Source organism: Halomonas sp. Y3 (assembly GCF_024137965.1).
Classification (GTDB): Bacteria; Pseudomonadota; Gammaproteobacteria; order Pseudomonadales; family Halomonadaceae; genus Halomonas; species Halomonas mongoliensis.
The window spans coordinates 2,258,684-2,275,236 of record NZ_CP099975.1 but is presented as its reverse complement, the minus strand read 5'-3'; the positions used below and the strand labels follow the sequence as shown (position 1 = coordinate 2,275,236).

Below are 16,553 nucleotides of genomic sequence, written 5' to 3'. Positions count from 1 at the left end.
GCGTGCGGGGGCCCCATGCGCCGTTTTGATTTTTTGACTCTGAAGCTGTTTGTGACCGTGGCCGACGAGGGACGCCTGACCGCGGCGGCCGAACGTGAACATCTGGCCCTAGCAGCGGTGAGCAAGCGTATCAGCGACCTCGAAGCGCTGGTTGGGACGCCTCTGCTCTACCGGCGCTCCCGGGGGGTTCAGCTCACGCCTGCGGGCCAGGCCTTTTTGCACCATGCGCGTCGCATTCTGGAAAATATCGAGCGCCTCAATGCCGAGCTCAGCGAGTATGGCGAGGGCATCCGAGGGCACGTGCGCGTACACTCCAATACCTCGGCGATCATCGCCTTTCTGCCTCGGGATCTTAGCAACTTTTCTCGGGACTACCCGCAGATCAAGCTAGACCTGCAGGAGCGGGTCAGTAGCGAGGTGATTGCGGCGGTGCGCGATGGCCTGGCCGACCTAGGTATCTTTGCCGGCCATGTGCCCGTGCAGGACCTCCAAGTCATGCCTTACCGCAGCGACCGCCTAGTCCTGGTGACGCCCCGCGACCATCCGCTGGCAGGACATGAATCGCTCTGCCTTCACGAGGCTACCGAGTATGATTTCGTGGGCCTGCAGCAGGATACCTCGCTCCAATCGCTGCTTCACGAACAGGCCAGCCGCGCCGGCAGGACGCTGCGCATGCGTATCCAGGTGCGGAGCTTCGACGCCATCTGTCGGATGATCCACCACGGCATGGGGGTCGGCGTGCTCCCCCAGCGCACCATCTATCGCGACCTGCGCGACCTGGCGCTGCACAGCATCCCGCTGGCCGATGCGTGGGCGCAGCGCGAGCTGGTGATTGGCATGCGCCGCTACGAGACGCTGCCGGTGACGGCTCGCCACCTGGTCGACCACCTCACGCGTCGTTGCGAAGCACCGTAAAGGGCGACCATTGCTGACAGAGGGGGGCAACCTCGAGTCTGGTGATGCTGATGTGAGGCGGCAATTCCGCGATGTGCAGGGCCTGCTCTGCCACATCATGAGGCTGCAATGCCTGAGTGCCACGATAGTAGTCGTCGACCACCGAGGCGTCTCCCTTCATTCGGACAAGGGTGAATTCACTCTCGGTCATGCCCGGGGCCAGATCGGTGACTCGTACCCCCTCGGCGCTGACGTCGCAGCGCAGATTGTAGCTGAACTGCTCTACGAAGGCCTTGGTTGCGCCGTAGATATGGCCTCCGGGGTAGGGAGTATGCCCGGCGATGGAGCCGATGTTGATCACGGTGGCTCCCGATCCGGTGGCGATCAGCCGGGGCAGTAGCAGGCGGGTAACGTTGGCCAGGCCGGTGATGTTGGTATCTATCATGCGGTGCCAGTCGGCGAGCTCGGCCTCCTGGGCCGGTCCCTTGCCTAGAGCCAGGCCGGCACTGTTGATCAACACCCTCACGGCAGAGAAGGGTGCGGGCAGGGCTTCGATGGTACGAGCCACGGCGTCATGGTCGGTGACATCGAGAGGAGCGACATGCACCGGCACCTGCTCGCCGAGCTCCTGCTGCAGGGCTTCGAGCCGTTCACGGCGGCGGCTGATCAGTACCAGTGACCAGCCAGCCTCGGCAAAGCGCCGAGCGCAGGCCTCTCCGATGCCCGAGGTGGCACCGGTGATGAAGGCGACGAGACTGACTTCGTGCATGATGAACCCTCCAGGCAATCTGTTGATATTGGGCGATGGACACCGCGCATTGGGAACGCGTGTCGGCAAGCCTTCCTATCCTTCTTTGGTCGTAACAGTCCTGCTGAAGGCCGACAGGCCAGGTGACATCACGCTATCTTCTGTCATCGTCATTCGCGAAGCCTGCCTTCTCCAACCTCGATTTGAGCCAGGCCATGGCTTGTCCCAAGATCAGAATACCGGAGCCGCCGGTCGCGCGGCGGCACTGCATAGAAACAATACCGCATGGCAACAATACCGCCGGGAGAACGTCATATGCGCAAGACGCTACTTGCTACCCTCGCCAGTCTGGGCCTGGCCGCGGCCGCCCCCTTCGCGATGGCCAGCACCATCGAGATCCAGGTCAACAACACCATGAGCGAAGGGGGCTCGGAAAGTGCCGCCGTCGAACGCTTCGCCGAGTACCTCGAGGAGCAGGCGCCGGGCCGCTTCAATGTGCGCCCCTTCCTGGCCGGCTCCCTTGGCGGCGAGAACGCAGTGCTCGAGCTACTCAATCTGGGCCAGACCCGAATGGCACTTACTTAAGGGCTAAAAGAGGCGTAACCCCTTGATATAAATGAAAACAGGCGTCGGATGAGGTATTGTGTAAGTCGCGAAACCACACACAACCCGCCAATCCAACGCCTGCTCTCATGACCTATCCTACTGATCTGCTTCACCAATGCCAACAGCGGCGCGTCGCGCATCATGCCAACCGCCCGGGTCACACCGAGCTATACGCTCAACTCCACGCGACTTTCGCAGCTTCCGGCCTGGATCAAGCGCTGCCGGCTTGTCGCCATCGGCTCTTTCCGCCCATGGTCACGCTGGAGACATTCATCGCGCAAGTCCTGGGAGCCGACGGCTCTTGCCAGCAAGCCGTCAACCGCCATCTCCTGACCTGGACACATCACCAGCAGGCCACGGCAAGCCCTCGTACGGGCGCCTACTGCCGGGCCCGGCAGCGACTGCCAGGCGATGTCATCGCCGACCTGACACGTCATCTTGGCCATACCCTGGCAGCAAGTATGCCCGCAGCCAGAACCTGGCAAGGCCGGCCCATCAAGCTGATTGACGGCACCACCGTGTCGATGCCGGATACGCCCGAGAACCAGCAACGCTTCCCCCAGCCAGGTAGTCAGAAGCCCGGCCTGGGCTTTCCGATGGCGCGCCTGGTGGTCATCATGGACATGAACAGCGGTGCGGTACTCAATGCCGCCATGGGTCCCTTGAAGGGCAAGGGGACGGGCGAGCATGCTCTGCTGCGGGAGATGCTCGACACCTTTGAGGCTGGAGACATCGTCATTGCGGATCGCTATTACCCGTCCTATGCCCTGGTCGCAGAACTGGCTGCCCGCGGTGTCGATGTGGTGATGCGCCAGCACTTCCGACGCGAGACGGATTTTCAGGCCGGCGACCCGCTGGGGCACAAGGATCACATTGCGACGTGGGAGAAACCCAAGAATCGCCGTGACTGGATGAGCCAAGCGGCGTTCAACGCCTTGCCGACGACGCTGTCGATGAGGGAGCTGGCGGTTGGCGGTATGGTTCTGATCACGACATGCACCGACAGAGCGGTGCCCCGTCAGCAAATCCAGGAACTCTATCAGATGCGTTGGCAGGTGGAGCTGCGCCTGCGGGACATCAAGACGACCCTGGGCATGGACCGGCTACGCTGCAAGACGCCCGCCATGGTGGAAAAGGAGGTGTGGGTGTATCTGTTGGCCTACAACCTGATCCGCCGTGTGATGGTGGAAGCCAGTGACTGGGCAGACTGCTTGCCTCAGCACCTCAGCTTCAAGCATACGGTGCAGATGGTGCGGCAGATCGCGGCACGTTCGCCGCTTCACGATCATGAGCGCGCTTGCCTCATGAAACAGATCACGACGCTTCGTGTGGGGCAGCGGCCGGGGCGGGTGGAGCCTAGAGCGCTAAAACGACGACCATCACCCCACCCGCTGTTGAAGACGCCGCGGCCAATAGCCCGAGAGCAAATCCGCCAGCATGGTCATCCGAAAAAGCTTAAGTAAGTGCCATTCGGGCCAGACCCAGCTTTCCATCACCGGCGGCAACTGGCGCCAGCAATATGCCCCGGAGTATGACGCCATCACTGTACCCTTCGTGTTTGCCACCTGGGACGAAGTGGATGCCTTCATGGAGAGCCCTTCCGGTCAGACGCTGGTCGAAATAGCCGAGGAGAAAGGGGGCATCAAGTACTTCGGCACGCAGCATCGCGGCCCCCGACACATGACGGCCAATAAGGCCATCCACTCGCCGGAAGACCTGCAGGGCTTCCGCATGCGTCTGCCGTCACTTCCGGTCTGGCTGCAAGTATGGGAAGAGATCGGTGCCACGGTGGTCAATGTGCCGGCGCCGGAAATCTACCTGGCCATGCAGACCCGGCAGGTGGACGGTCATGAGAACTCCCTCTCATCGCCTTACACGCGTCGCTTGTGGGAGGTGCAGGACCACATCATTCTGACCAGTCACGTGCAGTTCCCGTGGAACTGGGTAGCCAGCAAGCGCTGGTGGGATGGACTGGATGGTGAGGACCAGGCCTTGATCGCCGAAGCCATCGATGTTGCTCGCCAGCATGGTAACGAGGTGGAACTCGAGCTCGACGAGTACTACCTGGAGCAGCTCGAGGCCAACGGCATGACCATCATCGAGCCCGACGTGGAGGCGTTTCGCGAGGCAGCCCGGCCGGCCATCGAGCGCATTCTGGCCGAGATGGCCGACGGCGTGATGGACGATGCGCTGGGCAGCGACGACTGAGCGCGCGTTAACCGTTGATATGACGATGCCGGCGGCGCCCCCTGGGGCGCCGCCGTGCTGTCACTGGGAATCATCGAGGAGTCTTTCGTGGTGCAAGAAACCGGGATACCCCAGGGCCCCGTGGACCGCCTGGCCTATTGGCTGCTGCGCGGCCTGACCCTGGTCTGCGATGTGCTGGGCGTGCTGCTGCTGGCGGGCATCCTGCTGCTCATCGTTGCCGCCGTGGTGGCGCGGGACTTCATCGGGCTGGGCATGCCCTGGACCGAGGAGGTGGCCTCGCTGCTGGCCATCTACGCCGTTGGCATCGGGTCGCTCTCTGCCCTGGTGCGCGGCGAGCACCTGCTGGTGGACCTGTTCAGCCATCGCATGTCGCGGCTGGCGCTGGACATGCAGTACCGCTTCAATGCGCTGCTCTCCTGTGGCTTCTTCGCGCTGGCTGCCTGGGGCGCCTGGATCATGTCCGAGATGAGCGCTAACAACCGCACCGTCTCGCTGGGGATCAGCTTCAGCTACCTCTATTACGGCATCTTCATCGGCTTTGCCGGGATGACGTTGATATCCGCCTGGCAGGCGCTGCGCGGCCGCGTGGCCTGGGTGCCGGGTGGCGGTCGCGACGATGAGGAGCCACGCTGATGTTGGAACTGGCAATCTTCGTGGGCGGTCTGCTGGCGCTGATGATCATCGGCCTGCCGGTGGTGGTGGCGATCGGCATCACCTCATTCATCGCCCTGGCGGTCACCGGCAGCGGTGGCTTGCCGGTGGAGCTGATGTCGCTGCGCATGGTGCAGACCCTCAACAACTTCACTCTATTGGCGATTCCGTTGTTCATTCTGGCCGCCAACATCATGAACACCGGCTCCACCACAACGCGGATCTTCGATTTTGCGACGGCCCTGGTCGGCTTCACCAAGGGGGGGCTTGGCCACGCCAACGTGGTGGCAAGCTCCATCTTCGCCACCATGTCCGGCACCGCGGTGGCCGATGCGGCGGGCCTCGGCAGTCTCGAGATCAAGGCCATGAAGGAGCGCGGCTATGATCTCGGCTACTCTACCGGGGTGACCGCGGCGTCAAGCGTGATCGGCCCGATTCTGCCTCCCAGCATCGCTCTGGTGGTCTACGGCTGGCTGGCCAACGTCAGCATTGGCGCCCTGTTTATGGCGGGGCTGCTGCCGGGGATTCTCATGGCGCTGCTGCTGATGGGCATGACCGTGGCCCTGGGCGCGACCCAGCGGGTGGTGATGCCGGCGCCGACCCCCTTTGACGGTCGCGAGGTGCTGCGTACCGGGCGCCGGGCGATCCTGCCGCTGATGATGCCGGCGATCATCGTGGGGGGCATCTGGGGGGGCTTCTTCACGCCCACCGAGGCGGGCGCCGTGGCCTCCTTCTATGCGGTGATCCTGGGGGCGGTGGTCTACCGCGACTTGACCCTGAAGGCCCTCTACCTAGCCTTCCGGCGCACCCTGATGTTCAGCGTGGCGATCCTCCTGATCATCGCGGTATCAAGCTTCTACGGCTGGATCCTGGTCCGCATCGGTATTCCCCAGGCTCTGGCGGGCCAGGTGGCCAGCATTGACATGCCCACCGTCTTTCTGCTTCTGGCCTTTGCGCTCTTCTTCCTGTTGATCGGCTGCTTCATGTCGGTGGTGGAGAGCATCCTGATCTTTACGCCCATCGTGGTGCCGGCCGCGCTCGCCGCGGGCCTGGACCCGATCCACTTCGGCATCGTCATGGTGATCACTCTGTCGGTAGGAGTCATCACACCCCCTTTCGGCAATGTGCTGTTCCTGATGGTGGGCATTACCCGGCTGCGCTATGGCCAGGTTGTGAGGGCCGTGCTGCCGTTTCTTCTGCCGATTCTAGCCACTATCCTGGTACTGGTGGCAGTGCCACCGCTGGCTACCTGGCTCCCCTCCATGCTGGGGTATTGACGGAATCACATCCGCTGCCCAGCGTTGAGGCCAGGGGGCGTCTGGCGTGCTAGCCTCGCGGCATCGCTGAGGGAGTCATCACGATGCTGCTTGTGGATCTTGCCGTTCGACTGGCCATGGCGCTCTGCACCCTGTGGGGTGCCCTGGCGCTGGGTCATCGCCTGCCGCTGGGTTGGTCCGGACGACTGCTGGGAGTGGCCGGCTGGTTGCTGCTGGGCGGAATCTGGCTCTGGCTCTACGGTCAAGGCGCTCGGCTGGCGCCGGTGGCGGGGCTTGCCGTGCAGATGCTGGCGCTGCTGGCCTGGTGGCGCCGCCTGGTGCCGTCGGCGGAGCTGGACTGGGCCGACGACGTGGCCCACCTGGCCAGCGGCCGGGTGGCGGGGGAGTGGCTGGAGGTGGACCGGGTGCGCTGCTTCGAGTGGCAGGCCCGTGACGCGGCTCGGGTGGCCTGGGAGCCGCGACGCTATCGGCTGGATCGCCTCGCCTCCCTGGACCTGATCGTCTCGCGCTGGGGGCGTCCCGGGATCGCTCACGTGCTGCTCTCGTTCGGCTTTCGGGGTGAGAGTGAAGCGTCGGGCGCCGCCGCGATCGACGACTTCCTGGCCTTCTCGGTGGAGGTGCGTCGGGAGCGCCACGAGCAGTTCTCCGAGATCGGCGGCTTCTTCAAGCAGTATGAGCTGGCCATCATCGCCGCCGACGAGCGCGACGCGGTGCGGCTGCGCAGCAACGTGCGCGGCGAGTCGGTGACGCTCTACCGGGTGATGCTGGGCGAACGGGAGCGCCGGGAGCTGCTGCTCGCCCTGGTGGAAGAGGCCAACGCCCTGGCTCGGGAGCCGCGCTTCTATCACACCGTGACCGCCAACTGCACGACCCTGGTGTTCACCCTGATGCAGCGCATTATCGAGGGTTTGCCGCTGGATCACCGCCTGCTGCTTACCGGGCTGCTGCCCGGCTATGTGCACGACCACGGCGGCCTGGTGCCGGGCTATGGCCTGGGTGAACTCCGGCGCCTGGGGGACATCAGCGCCCGCGCCCGGGCCGCTCATGACGACCCGGATTTCTCACGGCGTATTCGCCAGGGGGTGCCGGGCTGGGCCGATGCCCCCTGAGTCGCGGAACGCCTAGAAGCTGCCGAACAGAGTGCCCAGGGTGATCACCGTGACCAGGGCGGAGAGGGGCAGCACGATGGTGACCATGGCGAGGTTGCCGTAGGACTGGCGGTGGGTCAGGCCGCAGATGGTGAGCAGGGTGATCACCGCGCCGGAGTGGGGCAGGGTGTCCATGCCGCCGGAGGCCAGGGTTGCCACCCGGTGCATCAGCTCGGGGCTGATGCCGGCGGCCTGGGCCATGGCCAGGTACTCGCTGCCCAGGGTCTGCAGCGCGATGGAGAGCCCGCCGGAGGAGGAGCCGGTGATCCCCGAGAGCACGCTCATGGCCACCGCCTCGGAGATGAGCGGGTTGTCGGAGACGTTGAGCACGGCGTCGCGGATGATGGCGAAGCCGGCGAGGCTGGCGATCACTGCGCCATAGCCCACCTCGGAGGCGGTATTGAAGATCGGCAGCAGGGAGCCGAAGCAGCCCTTGTTGACGGTGCCCTTCAGGTCGCGCCAGCGGTGCCAGCGGGTGACGATCAGCCAGGCGCAGGCGCTGAGCAGGGCGATCAGGATCGCCCAGAGGCCGCTCTGGCCGCTGGGGGAGACGTTCTCGAAACGCTCGCTGATGTAGTCGAGCTCGATGCTCGGGAAGATGCCGTAGGTAAAGAGGGCGTTGAGACCGATCACCATCACCAGGGGAATCAGCGCCAGGGCCAGGGGCATGCTCGCCTGGGCCGCGGACTCCTCGCCTTCCCCTTCACGCTCGGTGTGCTCTCCGTAGCCCTCTCCCCGGGCCCGGGCGGCGGCCACCCGGGACTGCAGGTAGAGAATCCCCAGGGTCAGCATGATCACCCCGGCGATCAGGCCGAGCCCCGGGGCGGCGAAGCTGTTGGTCTCGAAGAAGGGGATGGGAATGGCGTTCTGGATCGAGGGCGTCCCGGGCAGCGCGGTCATGGTGAAGGTGAAGGCGCCCAGGGCGATGGCGGCGGGAATCAGCCGCTTGGGCACCTCGGCCTGCTGGAACAGCTCGCGGCTGATGGGGTAGATGGCGAAGGCCACCACGAATAGCGAGACGCCGCCGTAGGTCAGCACGGCGCAGGCGATCACCACGGTAAGCACCACGTGGCGGGTGCCCAGCCGCTTGACGATGCCCTGGGCGATGGCCTGAGCGGCGCCGGAGTCCGCCATCAGCTGGCCGAAGAGAGCACCCAGCAGGAAGAGGGGAAAGAACTGGATCACGTAGTTGCCCAGCGCCTTCATGAAGGTGTCGGTATAGAAGGGCAGCAGGAAGGCCGCCTCGCCGGAGAGCAGCACGGCGAGCGACGCCATCAGCGGCGCCAGCAGCAGGACCGAGATGCCGCGATAGGCAAGAAACATCAGCAGGAAGAGGGATATGACGATGGCCAGGGTGCTCATCGGCGCTCCTTGTCAATGGGTGAACCCGAAAGGTGAAGAGCGCGCATGGGAACAGGATTGGCCGCCGCTTTCAACAAGAACGCCACGGCGGCTGCCGTGGCGATAGGGCCTCCCTGGGCAGCATCCTGCTGCCTGGATCCCTGCAGGGCGTCCAGCCCTGGCGCATCCGTGACGAGAAGTGGCAGTGTCCCTTGCCCCGTCCTGCTGGACGCCTTTGATCATCGCTGCGGAAGGTGACGGCGCGATGACGCTGAGGTGACGCTTTATTGACCTTGAGCAGCGTTCGGTGGCGGGCAGGTCCGCCGCGGCTCTGGTAGAATCCTTCGCCGTTTCGTCTTACTCCAACTCCTTTCTTCGGGAAAATTCCATGAACGCGGTAATCATTGCGGTGCTGGTGATGGTGGGGCTGTCGCTGGCGCGGGTCTCGGTCGTCTTCGCGCTGGTGGTGGGGGCCCTGGTGGGCGGCCTGGTGGGCGGGCTCTCCATCGAGGATACCCTCTCGGCCTTCAACGAGGGGGTGGGCGGCGGCGCCCAGGTGGCGCTGGCCTATGCCACCCTGGGCGCCTTCGCGGTGGCCATCTCGCGCTCCGGACTGCCGGACCTGCTGGCCAGGCGGCTGATCGGCATGCTGGGCCAGGAGGCCACGGAGGCGCGCCAGGCCACGGTGAAGGCGCTGCTGCTGACCGCCGTGCTGCTGGTGTCGATCTCCTCCCAGAACCTGATCCCGGTGCATATCGCCTTCATCCCGATCCTGATCCCGCCGCTGCTCAAGGTGATGAACCAGCTGCGGCTGGACCGGCGGGCGGTGGCCTGCGCCCTGACCTTCGGCCTGACCGCCCCCTACATGCTGCTGCCGGCGGGCTTCGGGGCGATCTTCCTCAACGATATTCTCTTGGCCAACATCAACCGCGCCGGTGATGTGCTGGGCCTCGAGATCACCCGGGGCATGGTGCCCATGGCCATGGCGGTGCCGGTGGGTGGCATGGCGCTGGGCCTCGCGGTGGCGCTCTTCATCAGCTATCGCAAGCCACGCGAGTACCAGGCCCTGGACCTGGCCACCACCAATGTGCCGCACCACCACCCGGAGTCCGACGCCGAGCCGCATACCCTGGGGCTGGTGATGGCCGGGGTGGCCATCGTGGCGGCGCTGGGCATCCAGCTCTGGACCGGTTCCATGGTGCTGGGCGGCCTGGTGGGCTTTGCGCTGCTCTCGGTGGGGGGGATCTTCAAGTGGCGCGAGGCCGACGACCTCTTCACCAGCGGCATGCGCATGATGGCGCTGATCGGCTTCATCATGATCTCCGCCTCGGGCTTTGCGGCGGTGATGAACGCCACCGGGCATATCGATACCCTGGTGCAGTCGAGCTTCGACATCATCGGCGACAACCGGGGCCTGGCGGCGCTGATCATGCTGCTGGTGGGGCTCTTCATCACCCTGGGGATCGGCTCGTCCTTCTCCACCATCCCGATCATCGCGGCGATCTTCGTGCCCCTGGCGGTGCAGTTCGGCTTCTCGCCCCTGGCCACCGTGGCGCTGGTGGGCACCGCCGCGGCCCTGGGTGACGCCGGCTCCCCGGCCTCGGATTCGACGCTCGGCCCCACCTCCGGCCTCAACGTGGATCGCCAGCACGACCATATCTGGGACAGCGTGGTGCCCACCTTCCTGCACTACAACATCCCGCTGATCGCCTTCGGCTGGGCGGCGGCGATGCTGTTCTAGCCTCGACGGCGTCTTGGCAACAAAACGGCGGCCACTGTGGCCGCCGTTTTGCTATGCATCGTGCCCCGGCAGATGCTGATCCAGAGAGGCCAGCAGCCCCCGCAGCAGCGAGAGCTCCTTTCGCGAGGGCTGGGCGCGGGCGAAAAGCGCCTGCAGCTGGACCTCGGTGCGGGCGTGGGGCTGGGTGAGAAAGCCGCTCTCTCGCATCACCCGGGTCAGGTGGTCGTGGAAGTGGCCGAGCTGCTCGCGGCTGGGGGCGCGCTCTTCCTCGGGGCGCTGGGGTAGGTAGCCGCTCCCGGGGCGCTGGCGCCACGCCTTGAACACCTCGTAGGCCAGCACCTGCACCGCCTGGGAGAGATTGAGGATGCCGTACTCGGGGTTGGCGGGGATGCTCACCTGGTGGCTGCAGAGTCGGATCTCGTCGTTGGTGAGGCCGGAGCGCTCGCGGCCGAACACCAGCGCCACCGGGTCGGCGGCGGCGTGTTCGACCAGGTCGCGGGCCATGGCGTCGGGTTCATCATAGTGGGGCAGCGGCAGGCTCCTCAGCCGGGCGCTGGCGCCCACCACCTGGACGCAGTCGGTCACCGCCTCGCCAAGCGAGCCCACCACCCGGGCGCTCTCCAGTAGGTCCTCGGCGCCGGCGGCCAGCCGGCTCGCCTCGGCGTCGGGGAACTGGCGGGGGTTGACCAGCACCAGGTCGGTGAGCCCCATGGTCTTCATGGCTCGGGCCGCGGCGCCGATATTGCCGGGGTGGAAGGTCTGGACGAGGACGATGCGGATATTGGGGAGCATGGGCAGACGGCTGGCGCTAGGTGATGAGCGGAGGGGTATCTTAAAGCAAAAACCCCGCCGGCTCTCGCCGGCGGGGTCTGTCTCAGGCCTTGCATCAAGCAGCGCCTGGGGCAGGGAGCGTGATCACATCATGCCGCCCATGCCACCCATGCCACCCATGCCGCCCATGTCCGGAGCGGCGTCCTTCTCGTCCGGATCGTCGGCGATCATGCACTCGGTGGTGATCATCAGGCCAGCCACGGAGCCGGCAGACTGCAGCGCGGTGCGGGTCACCTTGGCCGGGTCCAGCACGCCCATCTCGAACAGGTCGCCGTACTCGCCGGTCTGGGCGTTGTAGCCGTAGTTGCCTTCGCCATCCTTCACCTGGTTCAGGATCACGGACGCTTCCTGGCCGGCGTTGGTGACGATCTGACGCAGCGGGGCTTCCATGGCGCGCAGGGCGATGGCGATGCCGTGGGTCTGGTCCTCGTTGTCACCCTTGAGGTCCTTGATCTTGGTCAGCACGCGTACCAGGGCGGTACCGCCGCCAGGCACCACGCCTTCCTCGACCGCGGCGCGGGTGGAGTGCAGGGCGTCCTCGACGCGGGCCTTCTTCTCCTTCATCTCGACTTCGGTGGCGGCACCGACGCGGATGACGGCCACGCCGCCGGCCAGCTTGGCCACGCGCTCCTGGAGCTTCTCGCGGTCGTAGTCGGAGGAGGTCTCCTCGATCTGGGCGCGGATCTGGTTGACGCGGGCCTCGATGTCGCCCTCGTTACCGGCGCCGTCGATGATGGTGGTGTTCTCCTTGGACATGGTCACGCGCTTGGCGGTGCCCAGGTGGTCCAGGGTGGCCTGCTCGAGGGTCAGGCCGACTTCCTCGGAGATCACGGTGCCGTTGGTCAGGATGGCGATATCCTGCAGCATGGCCTTGCGACGGTCGCCGAAGCCCGGAGCCTTGGCGGCGGCGACCTTGACGATGCCGCGCATGGTGTTGACCACCAGGGTGGCCAGGGCCTCGCCTTCGATGTCCTCGGCGATGATCGCCAGCGGCTTGCCCGCCTTGGCGACGGCTTCCAGCACCGGCAGCAGCTCGCGGATGTTGGAGATCTTCTTGTCGACCAGCAGGAGGTAGGGGTCTTCCAGCTCGACCTGCATGGTGTCTTGGTTGGTCACGAAGTAGGGCGACAGGTAGCCGCGGTCGAACTGCATGCCTTCCACGACTTCCAGTTCGTCCTCGAAGCCACGGCCTTCATCGACGGTGATGACGCCTTCCTTGCCGACCTTCTCCATGGCCTCGGCGATGATTTCGCCGATGCGCGCGTCGCCGTTGGCGGAGATGGTGCCGACCTGGGCGATGGACTTGGAGTCGGTGCAGGGCACGGCCAGGGCCTCGACTTCCTTGACCGCGGCGATGACGGCCTGGTCGATGCCGCGCTTGAGGTCCATCGGGTTCATGCCGGCGATGACGCCCTTCAGGCCCTCGTTGACGATGGCCTGGGCCAGCACGGTGGCGGTGGTGGTGCCGTCACCGGCGACGTCGGAGGTCTTGGAAGCGACTTCCTTGACCATCTGGGCGCCCATGTTCTCGAACTTGTCCTTCAGCTCGATCTCCTTGGCCACGGAGACGCCGTCCTTGGTGACGGTCGGGGCGCCAAAGGACTTCTCGAGCACCACGTTGCGGCCCTTGGGACCCAGGGTGGTCTTGACGGCGTTGGCCAGGATGTCTACGCCGCGGGCCATGCGCTTGCGAGCGTCGTCGGAGAACTTGACTTGTTTCGCTGCCATTTTCGATGTCTTCCTATGAGTGCGTGAACGTCTGAGGGAATGCGTGCGTTGCCGGGGCTCAGCCCTCGACGACGGCCAGGATGTCGGACTCGCTCATGATCAGGACTTCCTCGCCGTCGATCTTCTGCTTCTCGACGCCGAAGCCATCCTTGAAGATGACGGTGTCGCCGACCTTCACGTCCAGCGGGCGCACATCGCCGTTCTCGAGAATCCGGCCGTTACCGACGGCAAGCACTTCGCCGCGAGTCGGCTTTTCCTGGGCACTGCCCGGAAGCACGATGCCGCCAGCGGTTTTCTGTTCTTCTTCAACGCGACGGATAATGACGCGATCGTGCAAGGGACGGATGTTCATTGCTCACGTTCTCCTGATGGTTCACATGGCCGGGTTCTCCCGGCGGTTCTGGTCATCGCCTCGCAGGCTCCGCCTGCGAGGGGGAGGCGCTGAACGCCTTCCTTGTCAATGGCGCGAGCTTCGCGCCGAAACCTGTTGCTGAGCGATAAGTGGGGCTGCCCGAAAGGCTTTCAAGGCCCCGCCGCAAAATTTTTTCACCGCCCCCGCTCATTGCGGGAGATGAAGTCTCCCTCCAGCGGGCCCTCGTGCTCATCGCCAGGCGCGCGCTCGTCACGGGCCCCCTGGGCGTGCTGAGCGCCGGAGGCCTGTTGCCAGTCGGTGCCGGGGCTCTGGCGGGGTCCCGAGGAGGTGCCGCCGGTGTGAACGTGGACGCTGCCCATGCGCAGCCCCAGCGCCGCCAGCAGCTTGCCGAGCAGGCGCCGGGCGTCGGGAATCAGGCAGAGGAAGCCCAGGGCATCGGAGACGAAGCCGGGGGCCATCAGCAGGGCGCCGCCGAAGATCAGTGCCGCGCCGGTGAGCAGCTCTCCGGAGGGTACCTCGCCGCGCTCCAGGCGCTCCCGGGCCCGGGCGAAGGTGGCCGCGCCCTCGCGGCGGATCAGGTGCAGGCCGATGAAGCCGGTGGCCAGCACCAGCAACAGGGTGGTGAGCAGGCCGATCTGGCTGCCCACCGAGAAGAGGATAACGAAGTCGAGCAGGGCGAAGAGGGTAAAGGCAAGCAGAAAGGGCATGGGAACTCCGCAGATGACAATTCTCCGTGTTATGGGGGCGGCGGAGGGAAACTCAAGCGTTGAGGCTGACATCTCGTCAGGCGGCAGGCGCCGCCAGTAGAGTGGCGCAGTCATAGCAGTATGGTGCGTTGCACAAATTCTGCTACCATACCTGTACGCAATAAACCAGGCGTCCAGAACCTTGCCTTAGCGGCAGCTCGGGGCTCCGCCTTCCCATAAGGAGCGATGATGAAACTCGATAATAGCGTGATTGCCATAACCGGTGGCGCCCGCGGCCTGGGGCTGGCCATGGCCGAGCTGCTGGGTAACCGCGGTGCCAGACTGGCACTGATCGACACCGATGGGGCTACCCTGGACGAAGCCGTCTCTGCCCTCCATCAGGCCGGTATCGAGGCCCGCGGCTTCGTGGCCAACGTGGCCGATGAGGTCTCGGTCAAGCAGGCCTTCGGCGATATCGCCGCTACCCTGGGGCCGGTGAGCGGCCTGGTCAACAATGCCGGTATCCTGCGCGATGCCCTGCTGGTCAAGGCGAAGGAGGGCCGGGTCGAGAAGGTGATGTCCCTGGAAAACTGGCAGGCGGTCATCGACGTCAACCTGACCGGCGTCTTCCTCTGCGGGCGGGAGGCGGCCAGCCAGATGATCGAGGCCGGCAACGAGGGGGTGATCGTCAATATCTCCAGCATCTCCCGGGCCGGCAACATGGGGCAGAGCAACTATGCGGCCTGCAAGGCCGGCGTGGTGGCCCTGACCTCCACCTGGGGCAAGGAGCTGGCCCGCTACGGTATCCGCGTCGGCGCGGTGGCGCCCGGTTTCATCGAGACCGACATGACCGCCTCCATGCGTCAGGACATGCTCGACAAGCTGACCGCCGGCGTGCCGCTGCGCCGCCTGGGGCAGCCCGAGGATATCGCCCAGAGCGTGGCCTTCATCTTCGAGAATGCCTACTTCACCGGGCGGGTCATCGAGTGTGACGGTGGCCTGCGTCTCTAGGCGGGGTGCCATGGCCATCGCGGCACGGGTGCCGCGATGGCCTGCGACCGGATCCTGGGAACCCGGGGCGGTCAGAAGGTGATCTGATCCTCCAGGCTGGCAGCGGTGGCCTCGCCGATGCCGCTGACCCGGGTCAGGTCCTCTGCGCTTTCGAAGGGACCGTTGGTTTCTCGCTCCTCTATGATAGCCTCAGCGCGCGCCGGGCCGATGCCCGGCAGTTCGGTCAGCAGTTCCGCGTCGGCGGTGTTGACGTTGATGGGGGCTACGTCTTGAGCCACTGCGCCCATGGGTGCCATGCCCAGCACCAGGACCAGCAGGGCAGCAGCCAGCGTGCTGCGCGTCACTCCCTTCATGGTGGCGATCCTCTTGTTCTTGGTCTGATGGATGCAGCCCCACCGGGGCTTCCTTCAAGCTAGCGGCAAGCGGCGACGACCAGTGTCAGTCCGTGCCCTCAGATTTCGTCAGCCTCGACGGGCACCTCGTGTAGCAGATGTCATCGCTGGCCGTGGTTTTCTCCTCGGGTATACCCCGCTGATCTCTTACGCGGCGTGTCGGCCTGGGCTGATATAATGTGGCGCAGATTCCCCTTGCCTGGAGTGTGGCCCTTGTCTACCGATTCCCCCCTGATCATCGCCCTCGACTATGCCTCCCTGGACGCCGCCCTCTGCATGGCCGACCAGCTCGACCCGTCGCGCTGCCGGCTCAAGGTCGGCAAGGAGCTCTTTACCCGCAGCGGGCCCGATGTGATGGATGCCCTGCACGGCCGTGGCTTCGAGGTCTTCCTGGACCTCAAGTTCCACGATATTCCCAATACCGTGGCGGGCGCCGTTCATGCCGCTGCGGAGCAGGGGGTGTGGATGGTCAACGTGCATGCCGGCGGTGGCCGGCGGATGATGGAGGCGGCGCGGGAGCGGCTGCAGCGACACGGCCTTTCGACCCATCTGATCGCGGTGACGGTGCTGACCAGCATGGAGGCCGCCGACCTGGCAGAGGTGGGCGTAAGCGTGACGCCGGGCGAGCAGGTGGAGCGCCTGGCGCTGCTGGCTCGGGAGAGCGGCCTGGACGGCGTGGTCTGCTCGGCCCAGGAGTCGACCCGGCTGCGAGAGCTGTGCGGTGACGACTTCCTCAAGGTGACGCCGGGTATCCGCCCGAGCTTCGCGGCGGCCGGCGATCAGCGTCGTGTGATGACGCCGGCCCAGGCCATGGCCGCGGGCAGCACCCACCTGGTGGTGGGGCGCCCGGTGACCCAGGCCGAGGACCCCATGGCGGCGCTCGCCTCCATCGAGGCAGAGCTGGCGGCGGGCTGAGGC

General features: G+C 65.6%; 17 protein-coding genes. 10 read left to right on the top strand and 7 right to left on the bottom strand.

Annotated elements, in window-relative coordinates:
- The first annotated feature begins 15 nt into the window (after window positions 1-15).
- The gene (locus NHL60_RS10880; RefSeq protein WP_253443191.1) at window positions 16-915 is read left to right on the top strand and encodes a LysR family transcriptional regulator; all 900 of its coding nucleotides are present in this window, start codon (window positions 16-18) and stop codon (window positions 913-915) included.
- On the opposite strand, the gene NHL60_RS10875 is transcribed toward NHL60_RS10880, so the two are convergent.
- Window positions 890-1,663, bottom strand: a complete 774-nt coding sequence (locus NHL60_RS10875) for an SDR family NAD(P)-dependent oxidoreductase (protein WP_253443189.1) — start codon at window positions 1,661-1,663, stop codon at window positions 890-892. The genes NHL60_RS10880 and NHL60_RS10875 overlap by 26 nt on opposite strands.
- A 294-nt stretch (window positions 1,664-1,957) precedes the next feature.
- On the opposite strand from NHL60_RS10875, the gene NHL60_RS10870 reads away from it, so the two are divergent.
- The 6 genes from NHL60_RS10870 (at window position 1,958) to NHL60_RS10845 (ending at window position 7,493) form a co-directional block, all read left to right on the top strand.
- The gene (locus tag NHL60_RS10870; RefSeq protein WP_253443187.1) at window positions 1,958-2,227 is read left to right on the top strand and encodes a hypothetical protein; all 270 of its coding nucleotides are present in this window, start codon (window positions 1,958-1,960) and stop codon (window positions 2,225-2,227) included.
- Between the two features lie 107 nt (window positions 2,228-2,334).
- Window positions 2,335-3,711: an IS4 family transposase gene (locus NHL60_RS10865; protein WP_253443185.1), complete on the top strand. Its 1,377-nt coding sequence runs from the start codon at window positions 2,335-2,337 to the stop codon at window positions 3,709-3,711.
- Entirely contained in the window at window positions 3,686-4,456 is a 771-nt protein-coding gene (locus NHL60_RS10860; protein ID WP_253443183.1) for a TRAP transporter substrate-binding protein, read from the top strand. The genes NHL60_RS10865 and NHL60_RS10860 overlap by 26 nt, the downstream gene beginning before the upstream one ends.
- A gap of 87 nt (window positions 4,457-4,543) precedes the next feature.
- A complete protein-coding gene (locus NHL60_RS10855; protein WP_367399327.1) occupies window positions 4,544-5,089 on the top strand; it encodes a TRAP transporter small permease in 546 nt (181 codons plus the stop codon).
- Window positions 5,089-6,384 (top strand): TRAP transporter large permease, encoded by a 1,296-nt coding sequence (locus tag NHL60_RS10850; protein WP_253443181.1) that lies wholly within the window; start codon window positions 5,089-5,091, stop codon window positions 6,382-6,384. The genes NHL60_RS10855 and NHL60_RS10850 overlap by 1 nt, the downstream gene beginning before the upstream one ends.
- Before the next feature lie 83 nt (window positions 6,385-6,467).
- Entirely contained in the window at window positions 6,468-7,493 is a 1,026-nt protein-coding gene (locus tag NHL60_RS10845; protein ID WP_253443179.1) for a DUF4105 domain-containing protein, read from the top strand.
- A 12-nt stretch (window positions 7,494-7,505) separates the two neighbouring features.
- Here the strand turns inward: NHL60_RS10845 and NHL60_RS10840 are convergent, their stop codons facing one another.
- A complete protein-coding gene (locus tag NHL60_RS10840; protein ID WP_253443177.1) occupies window positions 7,506-8,894 on the bottom strand; it encodes a GntP family permease in 1,389 nt (462 codons plus the stop codon).
- Between the two features lie 367 nt (window positions 8,895-9,261).
- On the opposite strand from NHL60_RS10840, the gene NHL60_RS10835 reads away from it, so the two are divergent.
- Window positions 9,262-10,614: a Na+/H+ antiporter family protein gene (locus tag NHL60_RS10835; RefSeq protein WP_253443176.1), complete on the top strand. Its 1,353-nt coding sequence runs from the start codon at window positions 9,262-9,264 to the stop codon at window positions 10,612-10,614.
- 51 nt (window positions 10,615-10,665) lie between these two features.
- Here NHL60_RS10835 and NHL60_RS10830 read toward each other — a convergent pair whose 3' ends face one another.
- The 4 genes from NHL60_RS10830 to NHL60_RS10815 all read right to left on the bottom strand — a co-directional run bounded on the left by NHL60_RS10830 (window position 10,666) and on the right by NHL60_RS10815 (window position 14,253).
- Window positions 10,666-11,406 (bottom strand): RNA methyltransferase, encoded by a 741-nt coding sequence (locus NHL60_RS10830; protein WP_253443174.1) that lies wholly within the window; start codon window positions 11,404-11,406, stop codon window positions 10,666-10,668.
- A 123-nt stretch (window positions 11,407-11,529) separates the two neighbouring features.
- A complete protein-coding gene (groL, locus tag NHL60_RS10825) occupies window positions 11,530-13,173 on the bottom strand; it encodes a chaperonin GroEL (RefSeq protein WP_253443172.1) in 1,644 nt (547 codons plus the stop codon).
- A 58-nt stretch (window positions 13,174-13,231) separates the two neighbouring features.
- Entirely contained in the window at window positions 13,232-13,525 is a 294-nt protein-coding gene (locus tag NHL60_RS10820; RefSeq protein WP_119022479.1) for a co-chaperone GroES, read from the bottom strand.
- Between the two features lie 194 nt (window positions 13,526-13,719).
- A complete protein-coding gene (locus NHL60_RS10815) occupies window positions 13,720-14,253 on the bottom strand; it encodes an FxsA family protein (RefSeq protein WP_253443170.1) in 534 nt (177 codons plus the stop codon).
- Window positions 14,254-14,481: 228 nt separating this feature from the next.
- Between NHL60_RS10815 and NHL60_RS10810 the strand changes: the two genes are divergently transcribed.
- A complete protein-coding gene (locus NHL60_RS10810; RefSeq protein WP_253443168.1) occupies window positions 14,482-15,243 on the top strand; it encodes an SDR family oxidoreductase in 762 nt (253 codons plus the stop codon).
- Between the two features lie 71 nt (window positions 15,244-15,314).
- Here NHL60_RS10810 and NHL60_RS10805 read toward each other — a convergent pair whose 3' ends face one another.
- Window positions 15,315-15,596 carry a ComEA family DNA-binding protein gene (locus NHL60_RS10805; protein WP_253443166.1) on the bottom strand — a complete coding sequence of 94 codons (282 nt, stop codon included), beginning with the start codon at window positions 15,594-15,596 and terminating at the stop codon, window positions 15,315-15,317.
- A gap of 252 nt (window positions 15,597-15,848) precedes the next feature.
- Between NHL60_RS10805 and pyrF the strand changes: the two genes are divergently transcribed.
- Window positions 15,849-16,550, top strand: coding sequence for an orotidine-5'-phosphate decarboxylase (pyrF, locus tag NHL60_RS10800; protein ID WP_253443164.1), 702 nt, complete (start codon window positions 15,849-15,851; stop codon window positions 16,548-16,550).
- The last annotated feature ends 3 nt before the right edge of the window (window positions 16,551-16,553 follow it).